The sequence below is a fragment of the Williamsia herbipolensis genome (assembly GCF_036153515.1).
Lineage (GTDB): Bacteria > Actinomycetota > Actinomycetes > Mycobacteriales > Mycobacteriaceae > Williamsia_A > Williamsia_A herbipolensis.
The window spans coordinates 4,399,916-4,416,117 of sequence record NZ_CP108021.1; the positions used below are offsets into that span (position 1 = coordinate 4,399,916).

17 protein-coding genes and 1 pseudogene are annotated in these 16,202 nt (G+C 68.6%); 8 read left to right on the plus strand and 10 right to left on the minus strand.

The window, feature by feature from the left end; translation table 11 throughout:
- Positions 1-3: 3 nt before the first annotated feature.
- Positions 4-675: pseudogene (locus tag OG579_RS20490) on the plus strand (MazG family protein); the annotation flags it as partial.
- Positions 676-678: 3 nt separating this feature from the next.
- On the opposite strand, the gene OG579_RS20495 reads toward OG579_RS20490, so the two are convergent.
- The 4 genes from OG579_RS20495 to efeU are packed head-to-tail and all read right to left on the minus strand — an operon-like array spanning position 679 to position 4,542.
- Complete coding sequence (locus tag OG579_RS20495) at positions 679-1,101, minus strand: hypothetical protein (protein ID WP_328857454.1); 423 nt, start codon at positions 1,099-1,101, stop codon at positions 679-681.
- A gap of 17 nt (positions 1,102-1,118) precedes the next feature.
- A complete protein-coding gene (gene efeB / locus OG579_RS20500) occupies positions 1,119-2,426 on the minus strand; it encodes an iron uptake transporter deferrochelatase/peroxidase subunit (RefSeq protein WP_328857455.1) in 1,308 nt (435 codons plus the stop codon).
- Entirely contained in the window at positions 2,423-3,652 is a 1,230-nt protein-coding gene (gene efeO, locus OG579_RS20505) for an iron uptake system protein EfeO (RefSeq protein ID WP_328857456.1), read from the minus strand. The genes efeB and efeO overlap by 4 nt, the downstream gene beginning before the upstream one ends.
- 5 nt (positions 3,653-3,657) lie before the next feature.
- On the minus strand, positions 3,658-4,542 hold the full coding sequence (efeU, locus tag OG579_RS20510) for an iron uptake transporter permease EfeU (protein ID WP_328857457.1): 885 nt from the start codon (positions 4,540-4,542) through the stop codon (positions 3,658-3,660).
- 254 nt (positions 4,543-4,796) lie between these two features.
- Between efeU and OG579_RS20515 the strand changes: the two genes are divergently transcribed.
- The 5 genes from OG579_RS20515 (at position 4,797) to OG579_RS20535 (ending at position 9,108) form a co-directional block, all read left to right on the plus strand.
- Positions 4,797-5,480, plus strand: coding sequence for a lytic transglycosylase domain-containing protein (locus OG579_RS20515; RefSeq protein WP_238981210.1), 684 nt, complete (start codon positions 4,797-4,799; stop codon positions 5,478-5,480).
- A 159-nt stretch (positions 5,481-5,639) separates the two neighbouring features.
- On the plus strand, positions 5,640-6,926 hold the full coding sequence (eno, locus tag OG579_RS20520) for a phosphopyruvate hydratase (protein ID WP_045822009.1): 1,287 nt from the start codon (positions 5,640-5,642) through the stop codon (positions 6,924-6,926).
- Between the two features lie 115 nt (positions 6,927-7,041).
- Complete coding sequence (locus OG579_RS20525; RefSeq protein ID WP_328857458.1) at positions 7,042-7,599, plus strand: FtsB family cell division protein; 558 nt, start codon at positions 7,042-7,044, stop codon at positions 7,597-7,599.
- Between the two features lie 13 nt (positions 7,600-7,612).
- A complete protein-coding gene (locus tag OG579_RS20530; RefSeq protein ID WP_328857459.1) occupies positions 7,613-8,164 on the plus strand; it encodes a DUF501 domain-containing protein in 552 nt (183 codons plus the stop codon).
- Positions 8,161-9,108, plus strand: coding sequence for a Ppx/GppA phosphatase family protein (locus OG579_RS20535; protein ID WP_328857460.1), 948 nt, complete (start codon positions 8,161-8,163; stop codon positions 9,106-9,108). Before OG579_RS20530 ends, OG579_RS20535 begins: the two co-directional genes overlap by 4 nt.
- A gap of 9 nt (positions 9,109-9,117) precedes the next feature.
- On the opposite strand, the gene OG579_RS20540 is transcribed toward OG579_RS20535, so the two are convergent.
- The 5 genes from OG579_RS20540 to OG579_RS20560 all read right to left on the minus strand — a co-directional run bounded on the left by OG579_RS20540 (position 9,118) and on the right by OG579_RS20560 (position 13,840).
- A complete protein-coding gene (locus tag OG579_RS20540; RefSeq protein ID WP_328857461.1) occupies positions 9,118-9,642 on the minus strand; it encodes a DUF4395 domain-containing protein in 525 nt (174 codons plus the stop codon).
- 93 nt (positions 9,643-9,735) lie between these two features.
- On the minus strand, positions 9,736-11,175 hold the full coding sequence (locus OG579_RS20545) for a DHA2 family efflux MFS transporter permease subunit (protein ID WP_328857462.1): 1,440 nt from the start codon (positions 11,173-11,175) through the stop codon (positions 9,736-9,738).
- A gap of 66 nt (positions 11,176-11,241) precedes the next feature.
- Positions 11,242-11,511: a hypothetical protein gene (locus OG579_RS20550; protein WP_055792201.1), complete on the minus strand. Its 270-nt coding sequence runs from the start codon at positions 11,509-11,511 to the stop codon at positions 11,242-11,244.
- 39 nt (positions 11,512-11,550) lie between these two features.
- A complete protein-coding gene (locus tag OG579_RS20555; RefSeq protein WP_150116444.1) occupies positions 11,551-12,720 on the minus strand; it encodes a fatty acid desaturase family protein in 1,170 nt (389 codons plus the stop codon).
- A 22-nt stretch (positions 12,721-12,742) separates the two neighbouring features.
- Positions 12,743-13,840, minus strand: coding sequence for a ferredoxin reductase (locus OG579_RS20560; protein ID WP_328857463.1), 1,098 nt, complete (start codon positions 13,838-13,840; stop codon positions 12,743-12,745).
- 217 nt (positions 13,841-14,057) lie between these two features.
- Here OG579_RS20560 and OG579_RS20565 point away from each other — a divergent pair, with 217 nt between their 5' ends.
- The gene (locus OG579_RS20565) at positions 14,058-14,786 is read left to right on the plus strand and encodes a TetR family transcriptional regulator (RefSeq protein WP_328857464.1); all 729 of its coding nucleotides are present in this window, start codon (positions 14,058-14,060) and stop codon (positions 14,784-14,786) included.
- A gap of 41 nt (positions 14,787-14,827) precedes the next feature.
- Positions 14,828-15,406 carry a hypothetical protein gene (locus OG579_RS20570; protein ID WP_328857465.1) on the plus strand — a complete coding sequence of 193 codons (579 nt, stop codon included), beginning with the start codon at positions 14,828-14,830 and terminating at the stop codon, positions 15,404-15,406.
- Between the two features lie 31 nt (positions 15,407-15,437).
- On the opposite strand, the gene OG579_RS20575 is transcribed toward OG579_RS20570, so the two are convergent.
- Complete coding sequence (locus tag OG579_RS20575; protein ID WP_328857466.1) at positions 15,438-16,175, minus strand: trypsin-like serine peptidase; 738 nt, start codon at positions 16,173-16,175, stop codon at positions 15,438-15,440.
- Positions 16,176-16,202: the final 27 nt, after the last annotated feature.

Genomic DNA, 16,202 nt, shown 5'->3' on the forward strand with positions numbered 1-16,202 from the left:
CGTCCGCGCAGCGGTGAGGCACTGCTCGAGGCCGTCGAGCTGATGGATCGTCTGCGCCGCACCGGCCCCTGGGAGGCGGCGCAGACCCACGACTCGCTGCGTCGCTATCTGCTCGAGGAGACCTACGAACTGCTCGACGCCATCGAGGGCGGCAGCCGCGCCGACCTTCTCGAGGAACTCGCCGACATCCTGTTGCAGGTGCTGTTCCACGCGCGGATCGCCGCCGACGATCCGACCGAACCGTTCGACATCGACGACGTCGCACGTGCGTTCACCGCGAAGATCTCCTCGCGCACGGCCGGTGTGTTGGCGGGGGAGACCGACCTGGAGACGCAACTGCGTCAATGGGAGGAGAGCAAGGCCGCCGAGAAGGCCCGCGACTCCGTGCTGGACGGCGTGGCGGTGTCGCAACCGGCGTTGGCGTTGACGCAGAAGGTGATCGAGCGTCTTGACGCGGCGGCTTTCCCGCGTGACCTGATCCCGGAGTCGCTGTTGACGATCCACTTCGCGACCCATCTCGCCGGCGACCCGGAGGCCAGTCTCGAGGACCGTCAGCGCAGCCGCATCGTCGCCTTCATGGATCGGGTACGCACCGCGGAGAAGGTTCTCCGGACCGCCAGGGTCACCGCGCCCGATCCCGACGACTGGCGCCGCGGGTTCGTGTCGATCGACTGAGCGCTACTCGTCGGTCGTCGGCGGGTCGAGCAGGAGGATGTCGTCGGCGGGAAGCCGCAGCGGCACCTCGGTGAACCGCTCGGCGTGATGCGGATAGGCGGCGCGGATCCACACGGCGTTGTCGTCGAGCTGGGTCATCGCCACCCGCCGCCACCGCCACTCCGGTTGCGGCCGCGTGAAGTCGGTGTCGCGGGTGATCGGGATCGGCGCCCGTGCCCAACACGGTGCGGTCAGCGAGGCGAGCCCTCGCGCCGCCAACACCTCGGCGGCGTCGGCGATGTCGATCTCGGTGGCGACGACCTGTCCGACGGGGTTCACCGCGTCGACGACGTCTGCGTAGGGATCCTTCGAGATCGTCCAGCCGATGATCTCGCCGTCGGAGGATCGACGGACCGGGAGTCGGCTGCGCCAGCGGTCGATGTCCACGACTCCCACGGTACCGATCAGGTGAAGAGGTGCTGTCCCCACCATTCGCCGGGCTTCAACCCGGGCGGGCAGGCGAACAGTGCGCTGCCGTTGTGCGACAGGTACTCCATCATCGCGTCCTTGGAGGCGAGTTGACGCTGCATGGGCACGAACTGGGCGCCCGGGTCGCGGCAGTAGGCGATGAAGAACAGGCCGGCGTCGAGGTGGCCGAAACCGTCGGAGCCGTCGGTGAAGTTGTAACCGCGCCGCAGGATCTGGATGCCGTTCAGGTTGTCCGGGTGGGCGAGTCGGACGTGCGCGTCGCGGGCGATGGTCGGTCCGTCGGAGGTGGCGACCGCGAAGTTCGGGGTGTCGTCCTCGCGGGTCATGCCCAGCGGGGCGCCGACGCCCTTGGTGCGTCCGACGATGGCCTCCTGCTCGGAGAGGTTCGCGCGGTCCCAGGGCTCGATGTCCATGCGGATGCGGCGCGCGACGAGGTAGCTGCCGCCGGTCATCCACTGCGCCGAGGCCGGGTTGTCGGTCGGGTCGACCCACACCCACCGGTCGAGGACGTCGGTCTGCTCGGCGCGGATGTTCGCGGTGCCGTCCTTGAACCCGAACATGTTCCGCGGTGTCTGCTGGTTGGCGGTGGTCGTCGAGGTGCGGCCGAAGCCGAGCTGGGACCACCGCACGCTCACCACGCCGAAACCGAGTCGAGCGAGGTTGCGGATGGCGTGCACCGCCACCTGCGGGTCGTTGGCACACGCCTGCACGCAGATGTCGCCGTGGCTGCGCGACGGCTCGATCGCATCCTTGGCGAACCCCGGGAGATCTTTCAGCGCAGCGGGTTTGCGGTCTCCGATGCCGAAGCGATCGCCGCGTGACGGGTCCGACGCGCTGGGTCCGAACAGGCCGGGACCGAAACCGACGGTCAACGTCAACGCCGAGGCCTCGAGGCCGAGTGCCTCGCCGGTGTCGGCGGGAGGGTTGTACTCACCGTGGTCGACGGCACCGCCGTCGACGGTCTCCTGCCCCCTGGTCATCCGCTCGGCCGCCGCGGTCCACCGCTTGAGCATGTCGATCAGCTCGTCGCGCGAGTCGGTGATCACATCGAACGAGGCGAAGTGGAGTCGGTCCTGGGCCTCGGTGATGATGCCGGCCTGCCGGGTCCCGCGGAACGCCACGACATCCGACGACGACGAGTCGCCCTCGGCGAGACGGGCGCCGGTGACACCCGCGGCGGCCGCGACCACCACCCCCGCGCCCGTCGCACCGAACAACGTGCGACGGGAGAACCGCCGAGACGACGTCGGTGGTCCGGGAGGAGGAGCGGTGGGTTCGGTCACTGACCCAGCACCAACCCCGGAACCTGGCTCAGCGACTGCGACAGGGCATCGATCTGATCCGACAACGACTTCCGCTTCTCGGCGGGGACGGTGTCGTAGGAGACGTACCCGTCGCCGGAGCGGAACGAGTTGATGTCGTTGCGGATGGTCTGGAACTGCGCGGTGATCTTGTCCATCAGCGCCGGGTTCTTCGCCGAGATGACCGGCTGCAGATCGGCGATGAGCGTCTCCGAGCCGTCGATGTTGGCGGCGAAGTCGAACAGGTCGGTGTGGGAGTAGCGATCCTCCTCGCCGCCGACCTTGGTCGCCGCGATCTCGTCGACGAGGGCCTGCGGGCCCTTCACGAACGACTGTGTCTCGAAGGTGAAGTCGGGCTTGGCCACCTCGGTCACGAGACGGCCCACGTCGGTGTTCAGCTGGGCGGCGACCTTGTCGATCGCGTCCTTGGTGTCGGCGGTGCGGCTGTTGGCCAGGTCGGCGGCGGCGACGTCGCTGCCCTGCTCGCCGACGTCGGACTGCTGCGGCGGCCACAGGAAACGCTCGAGGCGGTGGAAGCCGGTGAACGGCTCACTGCCGTCGGCGGTGTCGTCCCACCGCATGTCGATGGCGGGGTCGAGGTCGGGGAACGACTCGGCCACGGGCTCGATGCGTTCGTAGAAGGTGCGGGTGAGGCCGAACTGCGCCCGTGCGGCGTCGAGGTCGCCGGCGATGATCGCGTCGGTGAACGACTTCGTCTGTGCCTGCAGCCCATTCAGCTGGCCGCGGACGTAGGTGAGGTAGGTCTGCTTGGCGGTCTCGACACTGGCCGGCGCCTGCGAGCGCTCCTTCTTCTCGCCGGAGACGGTGAGGTCCTTGCGGATCCCGTCGCCGACCATGCCCGGCTTGCAGGCGACCTGGTAGGTGGCGGGGTCGACGATCTCGACGGTGAGCTTGCCGGTGAGGCCGGGACCGATGTTCTCGACCTCGCCGAGCACACGGTTGTTGTTGCCGTAGACGTAGAACTCGGTGACCTTGTCGCCGTTGTTGTTCACGGTGAAGTCGACGTTGCCGGTCTGCGCCTCCGACGTCGACAGGTCGCACGAGCTGTCGGTGGAGGTGACGGCGATCGTCTTCTCCGACGACGTCGCCTTCTCGGTGCACGCGGCGAGGAGCAGTGGCGCCGCGAGCGCCGCGCACGCGGCAGTGGTCGTGATGAGCCTGGATGTCACCGGGTTCCCTTTCAGCATCCGGCTCACTGGGCGGCCGGGGTCTCGACGCGTGCGGCAGGTGCGGCGGCCGTGGACTGGCCGGTGCTGCGACGCGGGCGGAAGAACAGGGTCATCACGACGGCGAGGTAGGCGACCCACGCGACGACCTGGAGCACCGTGGGCTCCGGAGTGAAGTTGAAGATGCCACCGAGAAGCGTTCCGTACCACGACGACTGGTCGTACACCGAGGAGATGTCGAACGCGCGATCGGACAGTCCGGGGAGCCAGCCGACGGTCTGCACGGCGTGGATCCCGTAGGCCAGGATCCCGGCCGCGACGACGATGAGGAACGCGCCGGTGTAGGTGAAGAACTTCTGCAGGTTGATCTTTACGGTGCCGAAGTAGAGGCCGATGGTGATGCCCACCGCGATGAGGACGCCGATGAGCAGCCCGACCAACGGCCAGCTGCTGCCGGAGGTGTTCTCGGCGTAGCCGACCATGAGCAGCGCCGTCTCGATGCCCTCACGACCGACGGCGAGGAACGCCAGGGCGAGGACGGCGGGTGCGCCGAGTTCGAGTGCGCGGCCCATCCCGGCCTTCAGATCGCCCGAGATGTGCGCGGCGGCCCCGCGCATCCACAGAACCATCAGCGTGACGATGACGACCGCGACCAGCGAGGCGACGCCGGCGACCGCCTCGGCGGCCAGCCCGGAGATGGTGGAGGTGCCGTAATGGATGCCCGCGAACACCGCGAACACCATGGCGACCGCGGCCGCCACGCCGATCCACACCCACCGCAGCGCGTCACGACGGTCGGATTTGACGAGGAACGCGACCAGGATCATCACGACGATCCCGGTCTCGAGGCCCTCGCGCACGCCGATGAGTCCACTACCGAACAACTGGGTCACCACGGAGGGGGAGTTCATGTGGCGTGATCCTTCGGGGTTCGGGCGAACTGGCCGCGCTCAGCTAAGGCTGTGCAACGTTCGGTAAGGCTAACTTCGGGAGAGTACCCCGTGCGGCGTGGGAACGATAAATGTCGCCGAGCAGTTGAGACGCTGGACCGATGAACAGAAAGGGGTCGACCGTGCGCAGGCCAGTGCGATCACCGTGGACGGTCGGCGCGCGCCGTCGCTCACGCACGCTGGCACCGCTGGTGTTGGCGCCGGTGGTGGCGGTGATGGCGAGCGCGTGTATTGATCTCCCCGGACGCCAGTCGGCGCCGATCCCCGACGGCGTCCCGCCCGGTCCGGGCGCCGCGGTCCCGTATCTGGACATCAACGCCCCCGGTCGGACGGCCGACCGTCTCGAGGCCTGGGCGCGACCCATCGCCGCCTCGACCGGCATCCCGCTGACCTCGATGGAGGCCTACGGCAACGCCGCGGAGATCCAGCGACAGCAGCACCCCGAATGCGGTCTGGCCTGGACCACCCTGGCCGGGGTGGCCGGCGTGGAGAGCAAGCACGGGACCTACCGGGGCTCGACGGTCGCGCCCAACGGCGACGTGCGCCCACCGATCCGAGGTGTGCTGCTCGACGGCACGTCGGGCAACGCGAAGATCGCCGACACCGACGGCGGCACCCTCGACGGCGACAGCACCCTCGACCGCGCGATGGGACCGTTCCAGTTCATCCCCGAGACGTGGAAGCGCTACGGCGTCGACGCCAACGGCGACGGGGTCGCGAGCCCCGACAACATCGACGACGCGGCGTTGTCGGCTGCGCGGTACCTGTGTGTCTCCGGTGGGGACCTGACCACGCCGCAGGGGTGGGAGAAGGCGGTCATGGTCTATAACAACTCGATGAAATACGTGCTCGACGTCCGCGATCACGCCAACGCCTACTCGGTCGACGTCGCCTTCTAGCCGTCGGTGGGGCGGAGCGTCGCCGAGTCGGTCCTCGGCGCGGGCGAGTCAGACGCCGGTCGAGGGGGTGCTTGGCATTAGTCTTTGACCCGAACATGGCGTTCGGTGACCGACACCCGGTCTCACCGACGCCGTCGAGCGACGACGAAGGGGCGCCACGTGGCCACGATCGATCAGGTGGGAGCGCGAGAGATCCTCGACTCCCGGGGAAATCCGACCGTCGAGGTCGAGGTGGTCCTCGACGACGGGACCTTCACCCGCGCCGCGGTGCCCTCGGGCGCCTCCACCGGTGAGCACGAGGCCGTCGAGCTGCGCGACGGTGGCGATCGCTACGGCGGCAAGGGCGTGACCAAGGCCGTCGAGTCGGTCCTCGGCGAGATCGCTCCCGCGGTCATCGGCATCGAGGCCGACGACCAGCGCGTCGTCGACCAGGCGCTGCTCGATCTCGACGGCACCGCCGACAAGTCGCGACTCGGCGCCAACGCCCTGCTCGGTGTGTCGCTCGCGGTCGCCAAGGGCGCTGCGGAGTCGGCCGGGTTGCCGCTGTTCCGTTACGTCGGTGGACCCAACGCACACATCCTCCCCGTGCCGATGATGAACATCATCAACGGTGGCGCCCACGCCGACAGCGGCGTCGACGTGCAGGAGTTCATGATCGCCCCGGTCGGCGCGCCGACGTTCAAGGAGGCGCTGCGCTGGGGCGCGGAGGTCTATCACGCGCTGAAGTCGGTGCTCAAGGACAAGGGACTCTCGACCGGTCTCGGCGACGAGGGCGGCTTCGCCCCCGACCTCGCGGGCACCAAGGCCGCGCTCGACCTCATCCTCGAGGCCATCGGCAAGACCGGGCTGACCCCCGGTCGCGACATCGCGCTCGCGCTCGACGTCGCCGCGACCGAGTTCTACACCGCAGGAACCGGTTACGCGTTCGAGAAGGAGACCAAGACCGCGGCCGAGATGTCGGCGTTCTACGCCGAGCTCGTGGCGTCGTACCCGCTCGTCTCGATCGAGGACCCGCTCGACGAGAACGACTGGGACGGTTGGGTGTCGCTGACGGAGTCGATCGGCGACAAGGTGCAGCTCGTCGGTGACGACCTCTTCGTCACCAACCCCGAGCGTCTCGAGGACGGCATCAACAAGGGTGCCGCCAACGCGTTGCTCGTGAAGGTGAACCAGATCGGCACCCTCACCGAGACCCTCGACGCCGTCGCGCTCGCGCACAACAACGGCTACAAGACGATGATGAGCCACCGTTCCGGCGAGACCGAGGACACCACCATCGCCGACCTCGCCGTCGCGTGCAGCTGCGGCCAGATCAAGACCGGTGCCCCGGCGCGCAGCGAGCGCGTCGCGAAGTACAACCAGCTTCTCCGTATCGAGGAGGGCCTGGGCGACGCCGCCCGCTACGCAGGCGATCTGGCGTTCCCGCGCTTCTCGTTCGAGGGCTGAGCAGGAGGACTCGGACCGTGACGGGCTACGACCGATGACCGGGCGCAACGATCGACGGGGGCGGGGGCGCGGTTCTGCGCGCCCGACCCCGGCACGTCGTGCCGACGGTCGTCGTGTGAGCGGCTCGCGCATGGACCGGGCACGCACCGAGTCACGTCGTGCCGAGACCCCGGTGACGCCGGATCCTCTCGACACGGCGGCCTCGGTCGACGACGACCTCGACCCCTTGCCCCGACGCGAGACCGGTCGGGACGTCGGCTCGACGGCCGTCGTCGACGATCGTCCGCGTCGGCGTCTGGTGCGGGGCATGAGCCCGAAACGTGCGGTGCTGCTCGCGATGGTGGTGAGCGTCGTCGCGCTGACACTCGCGGTGCCGTTGCGGACGTACTTCTCGCAGCAGTCGGAGTCGGATCAGCTCGCGGGAGCGAACACCTCGCTGCGCACCGAGGTCTCGGAGCTGCAGTCGAAGGTCGACGAGCAGAACGATCCCGCGTACATCCAGGCCCAGGCCCGCGATCGTCTCCAGTTCGTGATGCCCGGTGACAAGGCCGTCGTCATGCAGTTCCCGACACCGCCCGCGAAGTCTGACGAGGAGAAGCGGGCCGAGCGTCGTGCCGGCAACGCCTGGTACACCAATCTCCTGGAATCGGTGTCCACGCCGGTCGACCGGTGAGGACAGACCGGGAGTGACCGATCAGGCCCACCGGCAGCCCTCGCAGGAGGATCTCGCCGCGGTCGCCGCGCAACTCGGGCGCGAGCCGCGCGGTGTGCTGGAGATCAGCTACCGCACGCCCGACGGCGCGCCCGCGGTGGTGAAGACCGCGCCGCGGCTGCCCGACGGCACGCCGTTCCCGACTTTGTTCTACCTGACCGACCCGCGGCTGACCGCCGAGGCGAGCCGACTGGAGTCGGCAGGGGTGATGCGGTCGATGTCGCAGCGGTTGCTGACCGACGCCGAGCTCGCGGCCCGGTACCGCGACGCCCACCTGTCGTATCTCGCCGAGCGTGACGAGATCGAATCGTTGGGTACGGATTTCACCGGCGGCGGTATGCCCGACCGCGTGAAATGTCTGCATGTGCTCATCGCGCATTCGCTGGCGAAGGGCCCGGGGGCGAACCCGCTCGGCGACGAGGCGGTGGCGCTGGCGGCCGAATCATCCTTGCGCGGAACGGCGTTGCCCGCCGACTGGCCCCGTGCCGCCGACTTCCCCGATCTCGATGTGGAGGGCTCGTCGTGAGCACCGTCGCCGCCGTCGACTGCGGCACCAACTCGATCCGACTGCTCATCTCCCGCCGCGACGACGACGGCTGCCTGCTCGACGTGCACCGCGAGATGCGCGTGGTGCGGCTCGGTGAAGGTGTCGATGCGACCGGCGAGTTCACGACCGGCGCCCTGGCCCGCACGCGCACGGCGTTGGCCGACTACGTGACGGTGATGGAGGCCAACGGTGTCACGGCGGTGCGGATGGTCGCCACGTCGGCGACCCGCGACGCGGGCAACCGTGACGAGTTCTTCGCCATGACCCGTGAGCTGCTCGGCCATGTGTCGGACGGTGCGGTCGCCGAGGTGATCACCGGTGACGAGGAGGCGCGGATGTCGTTCGCCGGCGCCGTCGGCGAGTTCGACCCGGCGCACGGCCCGTTCGTGGTGACCGACCTCGGTGGCGGATCGACCGAGGTGGTCCTCGGCGACGCCGGCTCGGGGGTGTCGGCGGCGTTCTCGACGAACATCGGGTGCGTGCGGCTCACCGAACGGGTGCTGCACTCCGATCCGCCGACCGCCGATGAGGTCTCCCGGGCGCGCGATGTCGCGGCGACCGAACTCGCCCGTGCCTTCGCCGTGGTGCCGGTCGATCAGGCGCGCACCTGGGTGGGCGTGGCCGGCACGATGACGACGCTGGCGGCACTCGCTCTCGATCTCCCTACCTACGACGCCGAACGCATCCACCGATCGCGGATCGCGCTGGGCGATCTGACCCAGGTGTGCGAGCGGCTGGTGTCGATGACCCGCGAGGACCGCGCCGCGCTGGGTCCGATGCACCCGGGCCGTGTCGACGTGATCGGCGGGGGCTCGCTGGTGACGCTCGAACTCGCGCGGGTGCTCGCCGAGCGGTCGGGGATCACCGAACTCGTGGTGAGTGAGCACGACATCCTCGACGGGATCGCGCTCTCGATCTCGTAGAGGCGCGGGTCAGGCCGGTGAGCGCAGCGAGATGTTGTTGCAGGCCTCGCACACGCTCTCGGGGATGACGCCGCGGCGCTGGAGAAAGCCGAAGATGATGCAGCCGAGGCAGATCCCGGCAGCCGACTCGAGCAGTGCGGCGATCACCACGAGCCCGACCGTGATCTGGGCGGCGAGGCCGAAACCGAGCAGACTGAGGACGAGAGCGACGCCGGTGATGGTGAGGCCGATCGCCTGGGCGAAGCGCTTGGGCGGGCCGGGGACCATCTTGGTGAGGCCCAGCCGGGGCACGATCACGCGGACCGACAGCTGTCCGAAGGGGGACAAGGTGGGGCCGGAGATGACGCGAAGCAGGAATCCCGCCGCGAGCACGGCGTAGAGGATCGGGGTGTCGACGGCGATCGTCACGATCGCGAGCACCACGACCAGTGCCGCCGTGGAACGCGCGGCGTACTCGTTGACCGGGTTGGGGAAGGTCAACGCGGCCGGCCGCCGCCGTGCGGCGGACTCGGTGGGGACAGTCTGATTCGACACGTGGCCGACACTAATGCGGCCGTCCACCCCGGGCAATCGTTGGCGCCACGCTGGGCCGATGTCCGACGGTGGGAATAGATGTGGGGGTATGTCTCACGCGATCGCCGGCTCGGCGTCCTCGCTGTCCAGTGACGCCAGGTGCTCTTTCACGACGTCGAGGCGGGGCAGCAGTGCCGCCGATGCCGCGGCGAGGGCGTAGCCGATGATCGGTACCCACGCGGCGAGGCTCAACGCGTGCAGCAGCTCGGGCTGGCTGTAGCGGCCCGCGGCGTCGAAGAAGATGACGCCGGTGACCGCGACGCCGAGAGCGCCGCCCACCTGTTGGAACGTGCCGAGGACACCCGACGCCGCGCCGGAGTCACGGGTGTCGACCGTCGCCAGCGCGATGTCGAGCAGCGGCACCAACATGACCGTGAGCCCGATGCCGGCGATCGCCATCGGGATCACCGAGTCCCACGCCGAGTACGAGGTGCCCTCGCTCCGGAGGACCTGGATGGTCCACGCGGTGCCGATCGTGATCAGCACCCCGCCGACCGCGGGGAGGATCCGGCCGAGACGCGAGACGAGTGCGGCCGCGACTCCGGCGGCGAGCATCGCCCCGAGACTGAACGGCAGGGTGAGTGCGCCTGAGGCGATCGCGGAGAACCCGAGGCCGGTCTGCACGTAGAGGGCGAGGATGAGGAAGAACGAGGTGATCGATCCCTGGAACAGGAACTGGATCGCGATGCCGCCGGTGAATCCGCGATCGGTGAACAGTCTCAGCGGCATCATCGCGCCGTCGGCGTCGTGGCGGCGTTCGTTCAGCACGAAGAGCAACAGCACCACCGGCGACAGCGCCATCAGCACGAACGACCACACGGGCCAGCCGAGCTGACGTCCCTCCACCAACGGGTAGACGAGCAGCAGGATGCCGCCCACCGCGAGGAGTACGCCCAGCGGATCGAGTGGAGATGGACGCTCTGCCTTGGTGTTCGGGACGAAGGCGACCGCTGCGATGGCGATGATGACGCCGACGGGGACGTTGATGAAGAAGATGGCACGCCATCCGCCCCCGAACGGGTTGCTGGTGACCAGCCACCCGCCGAGGACGGGGCCGATGACCGCGGCCAATGCCGTGATGACGCCGATGATCGCGAAGATCGGCGCGCGCTCGCGCGGTTTGTAGAGCGCCTGCACGCTGGCGAGCACCTGCGGGACCATCAGGCCGGCGAACAGGCCCTGCCCGACACGGGACCCGACGAGTGTCTCGCCGTTCTGGGCCAGTGACGCGGTGAGGGACGCCAGGGTGAAGCCGACGATGCCGACGATGAAGACCCGTTGCCGACCGTAGCGATCGCCGAGGCGGCCGGCGGTGATCAGAACCCCGGCGAACGCCAGCACGTATCCGCCGATGAGCCACTCGAGCTGTGAGGGACTGGCGTCGAGATCGTCACGGATCGCGGGCAGCGCGACGTTGACGATGGTGACGTCCATCAGATCCATGAACATCGCGAAGGTGAGGACCGCGATGGCCAGGCCGCGGAGGCGGGTCATCGCGCGCAACCGATTAGATGTGTGTGCACCCGCAGAGGGTAGCGAGCGGGTCGGACAATTGCCCGGTCAGTTCTTCTCGCGCTTGGCCCAGAAGTCGCGGCCGGGATGGTCCTCGGGGTCGATGGGCGAGTCGATCTCGGGCAGGTCGCCCTCGTCGATCTCGGCCTTCTTCGCCGCCTCACGCATCTCGACGCCGTCGGCGACGAGATCCCCGATCTCTCGGGTGATCTCGACGACGGCGCCGGTGATGATGGTGGCGATGCGGCCGACGTGGGTGGCGGTGGACTCGACGGCGGTCTGCAGCAGATCCTTGTTGCGTTCGAACCGTCCGACCATCGTCACCGCCTCCTCACGTCGTCGCCGCGCCGCGACCTCTCAGGCCACGTCCTGCTTCTGCCGGTCGACCTTAACACTGAACTCGACGTCGTCGGAGACCATCGAATTGGGCAGCGACAGCTTCGCGATCTTCTTCCACGTCGACCCGATCTGGTGACTGAAAGTACCTGTGTTGTAGGGCAATCCGTACTTCTCGCAGATCGCCTGCACCTCGGGCGCCATCTCCGGGTACCGGTTGGCCGGGATGTCGGGGAACAGGTGGTGCTCGATCTGGTGCGAGAGGTTGCCGCTCATGATGTGGAACAGCGGGCTGCCGGTGATGTTGGCCGAGCCGAGCATCTGGCGCAGGTACCACTGGCCCTTCGTCTCGTTCTCGCATTCCTCCGGGGTGAAGGTCTGCACACCCGACGGGAAGTGCCCGCAGAAGATGATGGAGAAGGTCCACAGGTTGCGGATCAGGTTGGCGCTCACGTTGCCCGCCAGGGTCAGCGGGAACAGCGGCCCGGTGAGCGCCGGGTAGACGACGTAGTCCTTGAGGACCTGCTTGCCGGCCTTGCGCCACATGCCCTTCACGAGCCCCTTGACGTCGGTCCACTTGCGCTTGCCGGCCACGATGTTCTCGACCTCGAGGTCGTGGAGCATGACGCCCCACTCGAAGCCCACCATCAGCGCGGTCGCGTAGGCGAGGTTGCCGAGGTAGTAGGGGTTCCACTTCTGGTCACGGTCCATGCGCAGGATGCCGTAGCCGATGTCGCGGTCCTCGCCGAGGATGTTGGTGAAGGTGTGGTGCATGTAGTTGTGGCTGTGGCGCCACTGGTCCGAGGGGCACACGGTGTCCCACTCGAACTCACGCGAGTTCAGCGACGGTTCACGCATCCAGTCGTACTGGCCGTGCATGACGTTGTGGCCGATCTCCATGTTGTCGAGGATCTTCGACACGCTCAGCGCGGCGACGCCTGCGATCCAGGCCGGCGGGAACCACCCGAGGTAGGCCAGGCCGCGGCCGGCGACCTCGAACCCGCGCTGCGCCTTGATGATCTTGTAGATGTACTCGCGGTCGCGCTCGCCGAGGTCGGCGACGATGCGCGCACGCAGTTCGTCCAGTTCGCGACCGAGCTCCTCGACCTCCTCGTAGCTCAGGACGAGCTGGTTGGGGTCGGCCGCATCGGTGTCGGTGGTGTCGTTCTCGATGGTGGTGGGCAGCTGCATGATCGTCATGGTGTGTCCTTTCTCAGATGTCGATCTCGACGTCGCCGACCGGCGCGGAGATACAGAGTTGGATGTGCTTGTCGGATTCGGTGTCCATCTCGCCGGTGAGCACGTTGCGCGTGCATCCCGACTTCTTCGGTGCGGTGCACGAGAAGCAGATCCCCATGCGGCAACCGAACTCCGGGGTCAACCCGGCGGCCTCGGCCTGTTCGAGAATGGTGCGACCGTCGTTGTCGGATTCGGTCTTCGACGATGCGAAGCGCAGCGTGCCGCTCACCGGCTCGTCGGGATCGGGTGCGAAGGATGCCGGCGCGGTGAACGCCTCGCTGTGGACCCGATCGCCCAGGCCGCGGACGTCGAAGAACTCCCGCGCCGCGTCCATGAGTCCCGCAGGGCCGCAGACGAACACCTCGACGTCGGCGAGGTCGGGCACCAGATCGGTCAGGTGCTCGTCGGTGAGGTGACCGCTGTGGCGGGCGCCGTCGACCGCGTGGCGGGTGTGGATGGTGTGCACGGTGACGGCGTCGTGGAGCCGGTCGAGATCGACGAGCTCGGCGGCGTAGGCGACGTCGTCGGGCGAGGCGGCGTAGTGGATGAAGGTCATCCGGCCGGTGTGACGCTCGGCGACGAGCGTGCGCAACATCGAGAGAACAGGTGTCACCCCACTTCCGCCGCTGATGAACACCGCGTTGCGGGGGCGCTGCTCGGGGAGCACGAAGTCTCCGGTGGCAGGGGTGAGGCCGACGACGTCGCCGACCTTCGCGTTATCGCGCAGGTGTCTGGAGACGAATCCGTCGTCGTGGGCGGTGATCGTGAGCTCGACCCGGCCGTCGCGACCGCTCTCGGCGTTGGCCGGCGAGAAGCATCGGGTGTGGCGCACGCCGTTGATGACGGTGCTCAGCTGGATGTACTGACCTGCGCGGAAGCCGGTCCACTGGCGTGTGGGGGCCAGCACCAGGGTGACGGCGCGCGGGGTGGGACGGCGGACCTCGACGACCTTGGCGCGCAGATCGCTCCACGTGATCATGGGGTCGACGAGTTCGAGATATCGGTCGACGGGGTGGGGGGCGAGCGCGGCTTCGATCACGGAGCCGAACAGGGCGGGGAAGCGTTCGAACATCGGTGCCTCCATCAGGATGGGAGAGTGTGGGGTACAGCGGCGGGCCGAGCCATTTCGGTGAACACTTGTACACCGATAGTGTGCCACTCGATGGTGGGCAGTGGTCAAGGGCGGAGGTCGGTCGGGGCCGTCACACACCCTTCGCGCATGTGACGCAGTTCACTCCCGGGGGCCATGTCGGACGTGTGGACGCAGCGGTTCTGCCTAGACTTGCCTGGTGCCGCGCCCTGTAGATGACCTGACGACGCGGGCGTCTCGGAGCTCGCGGACGTCCGGCGCGTCTCGGTCGGCGAGTCGTCCGGCCGCGGTCGACGCCACCGAGAGCCGGTCGGCGCGGAAGAGCAGAACGCGGTCGGCGCTCCTCGACGAGACCCTCGCCCTCGTCGTCGATCGCAGCTTCTCGAGTCTCAGCCTGCGCGAGGTCGCGAAGGCCGCGGGCATCGTGCCCACCGCCTTCTATCGGCACTTCGCCTCCATGGAGGACCTCGGTGTGACGCTCGTCGAGGACTCGATGCGCGTACTGCGGACCATGCTGCGCGACGGTCGACGCGACCTCGCTGCGCGCGATGCCGTCCCCACCGCCCAGAGTTCGCTGGCGATCGTCGTCCGGCAGGTTCGCGACAACGAGGCCCAGTTCCGCTTCCTCGTGCGTGAGCAGCACGGCGGGGTCGCCGAGATCCGACGCGCGATCGACACCGAGCTCCGCTTGTTCGTCAAAGAGCTCGCGATCGATCTCTCCCGCATTCCCGAGATGGCCCGCTGGGGCGCGGAGGATCTCGAACTCGCGGCCGATCTGATCGTCACGGTGATACTGCAGGCGGTCGCGGAACTGCTCGACGCGAACCGGCGTGATCCGACCGGCGATCACGAACTGTTCGAACGCACCCGCCGCAAGCTGATCATGGTCATCCTCGGCATGCGTTCCTGGCGCACCGACGGGACCTGACGGGCGCGTTTCGCGGGCCGATCACCTTAGGATCAGCAACCATGACCGACGTGCCCGAGCCACCCCGGCGCCCCAATCCCTCTCGCGGTGCGCTCGTTCTCGTCGGGATCCTCGCCCTGGCCTTCGTGATCGGTCTCGCGGCGGTCATCGGCTACGTGGTGCTCGGACGGTCGAGCACCGCCGGGACCTTCCCCACGGGTGCTCCCGCGGCGTCTGTGACGACGACCGCCACGACACCGGACGGCACGTCGGAGACGCTGTCATCCGTCCCGTCGGCCTCGGCCTCGCCCTCGTCCTCGTCGTCGCGGTCGAGCTCGTCGCCGTCCCGCGCACCGGTCACCACGGCGTCGGGTGCACCGCAGGGCTCGACCCCCTGTCCCATCCGCTACGCCCGCACCGGCCTCTACCGGGCGTCGTCGGTGGGGAACTCGGCGACCAGTTGTGGTTTCGCCGAGGAGGTGCGGATCGCCTACGCGCGCAGCGGCCGGCCCGGGCAGCTGCCGCGGCCGATCTCGGCCACGAGTCCGGAGACCGGTGAGACCATCCGGATGATGTGCGCGGCAGAGGGGCCCACCGTGACCTGCACCGGTGGCGATGACGCGGTCGTCTACCTCTACTGAAACTGCGCACCGACCGCGCCGATCGGGTGCGTCAGCAGTCGTCCGGGACCGTCGAGGGCGGGGTGTCGCCGGGTCCCTTGCGCTCCGCGCGGGCGATGAGCGCGGGCAGACCGTCGGAGAGTATCGGCGAGTGCGAGATGAAGCTGACGCATCCGCCCTGGTGGAAGCCGCCGACAATCCCGATGATGGACCGTTTCACCAGCCACGGCGAGCCGCTCGTCCCGTCGACGAGCCCGCGACAGGTGATGGTCGGGGCCCCGCGCGCGATGCGGGTCGATCCGCGGCATCCGACCGGTGAGTCGCCGCTGCCCGCGCCGTATCCGATCACCCGTACCCCGACACCCGCGCGAAACGGCAGGAACGAGAAGCCGCGACCGGTGGCGGCCTCGAGAGATCGGCGATGTTTCCCGGGTGGCGGGGCGACGCGCAGTACCGCGAAGTCGTGGTTGTCGTCCTGGCCCGAGATCCAGGCCGGGTCGAGATAGATGGCGGTGACCGACCATGACCCGAACGGTTCTCGGCCCGCGGCATAACCGGGCACCACGTGCAGTGGTGCGGTGATCGCCGAGACGCAGTGGGCGGCCGTCAGCATCAGGTCGCCGGTGGTGGAGTGGATCGACTCGGCCGTGCAGGTGTGTCGGTCGGTGTCACCGACGAACACCGCGGCGACTCGTCGATTGGGGGAGAGGTCGGTCGAGGTCGATGTGACCGACCCGCCCACGAGAAGCGCGACGGCGATGATCGCCACGGCGATCACGATGCGTCGCATCTCGCCATCGTAGAGACTTCGCGGCCC

Coding starts and splice junctions, on each gene's coding strand:
- efeO (WP_328857456.1), bottom strand. CDS start 3,652: ATGCTGAAAGGGAACCCGGTGACATCCAGGCTCATCACGACCACTGCC.
- efeU (WP_328857457.1), bottom strand. CDS start 4,542: ATGAACTCCCCCTCCGTGGTGACCCAGTTGTTCGGTAGTGGACTCATC.
- OG579_RS20515 (WP_238981210.1), top strand. CDS start 4,797: ATGGCGAGCGCGTGTATTGATCTCCCCGGACGCCAGTCGGCGCCGATC.
- OG579_RS20545 (WP_328857462.1), bottom strand. CDS start 11,175: ATGACCCGCCTCCGCGGCCTGGCCATCGCGGTCCTCACCTTCGCGATG.
- OG579_RS20550 (WP_055792201.1), bottom strand. CDS start 11,511: ATGGTCGGACGGTTCGAACGCAACAAGGATCTGCTGCAGACCGCCGTC.
- OG579_RS20555 (WP_150116444.1), bottom strand. CDS start 12,720: ATGCAGCTGCCCACCACCATCGAGAACGACACCACCGACACCGATGCG.
- OG579_RS20560 (WP_328857463.1), bottom strand. CDS start 13,840: ATGTTCGAACGCTTCCCCGCCCTGTTCGGCTCCGTGATCGAAGCCGCG.
- OG579_RS20570 (WP_328857465.1), top strand. CDS start 14,828: ATGACCGACGTGCCCGAGCCACCCCGGCGCCCCAATCCCTCTCGCGGT.
- OG579_RS20575 (WP_328857466.1), bottom strand. CDS start 16,175: ATGCGACGCATCGTGATCGCCGTGGCGATCATCGCCGTCGCGCTTCTC.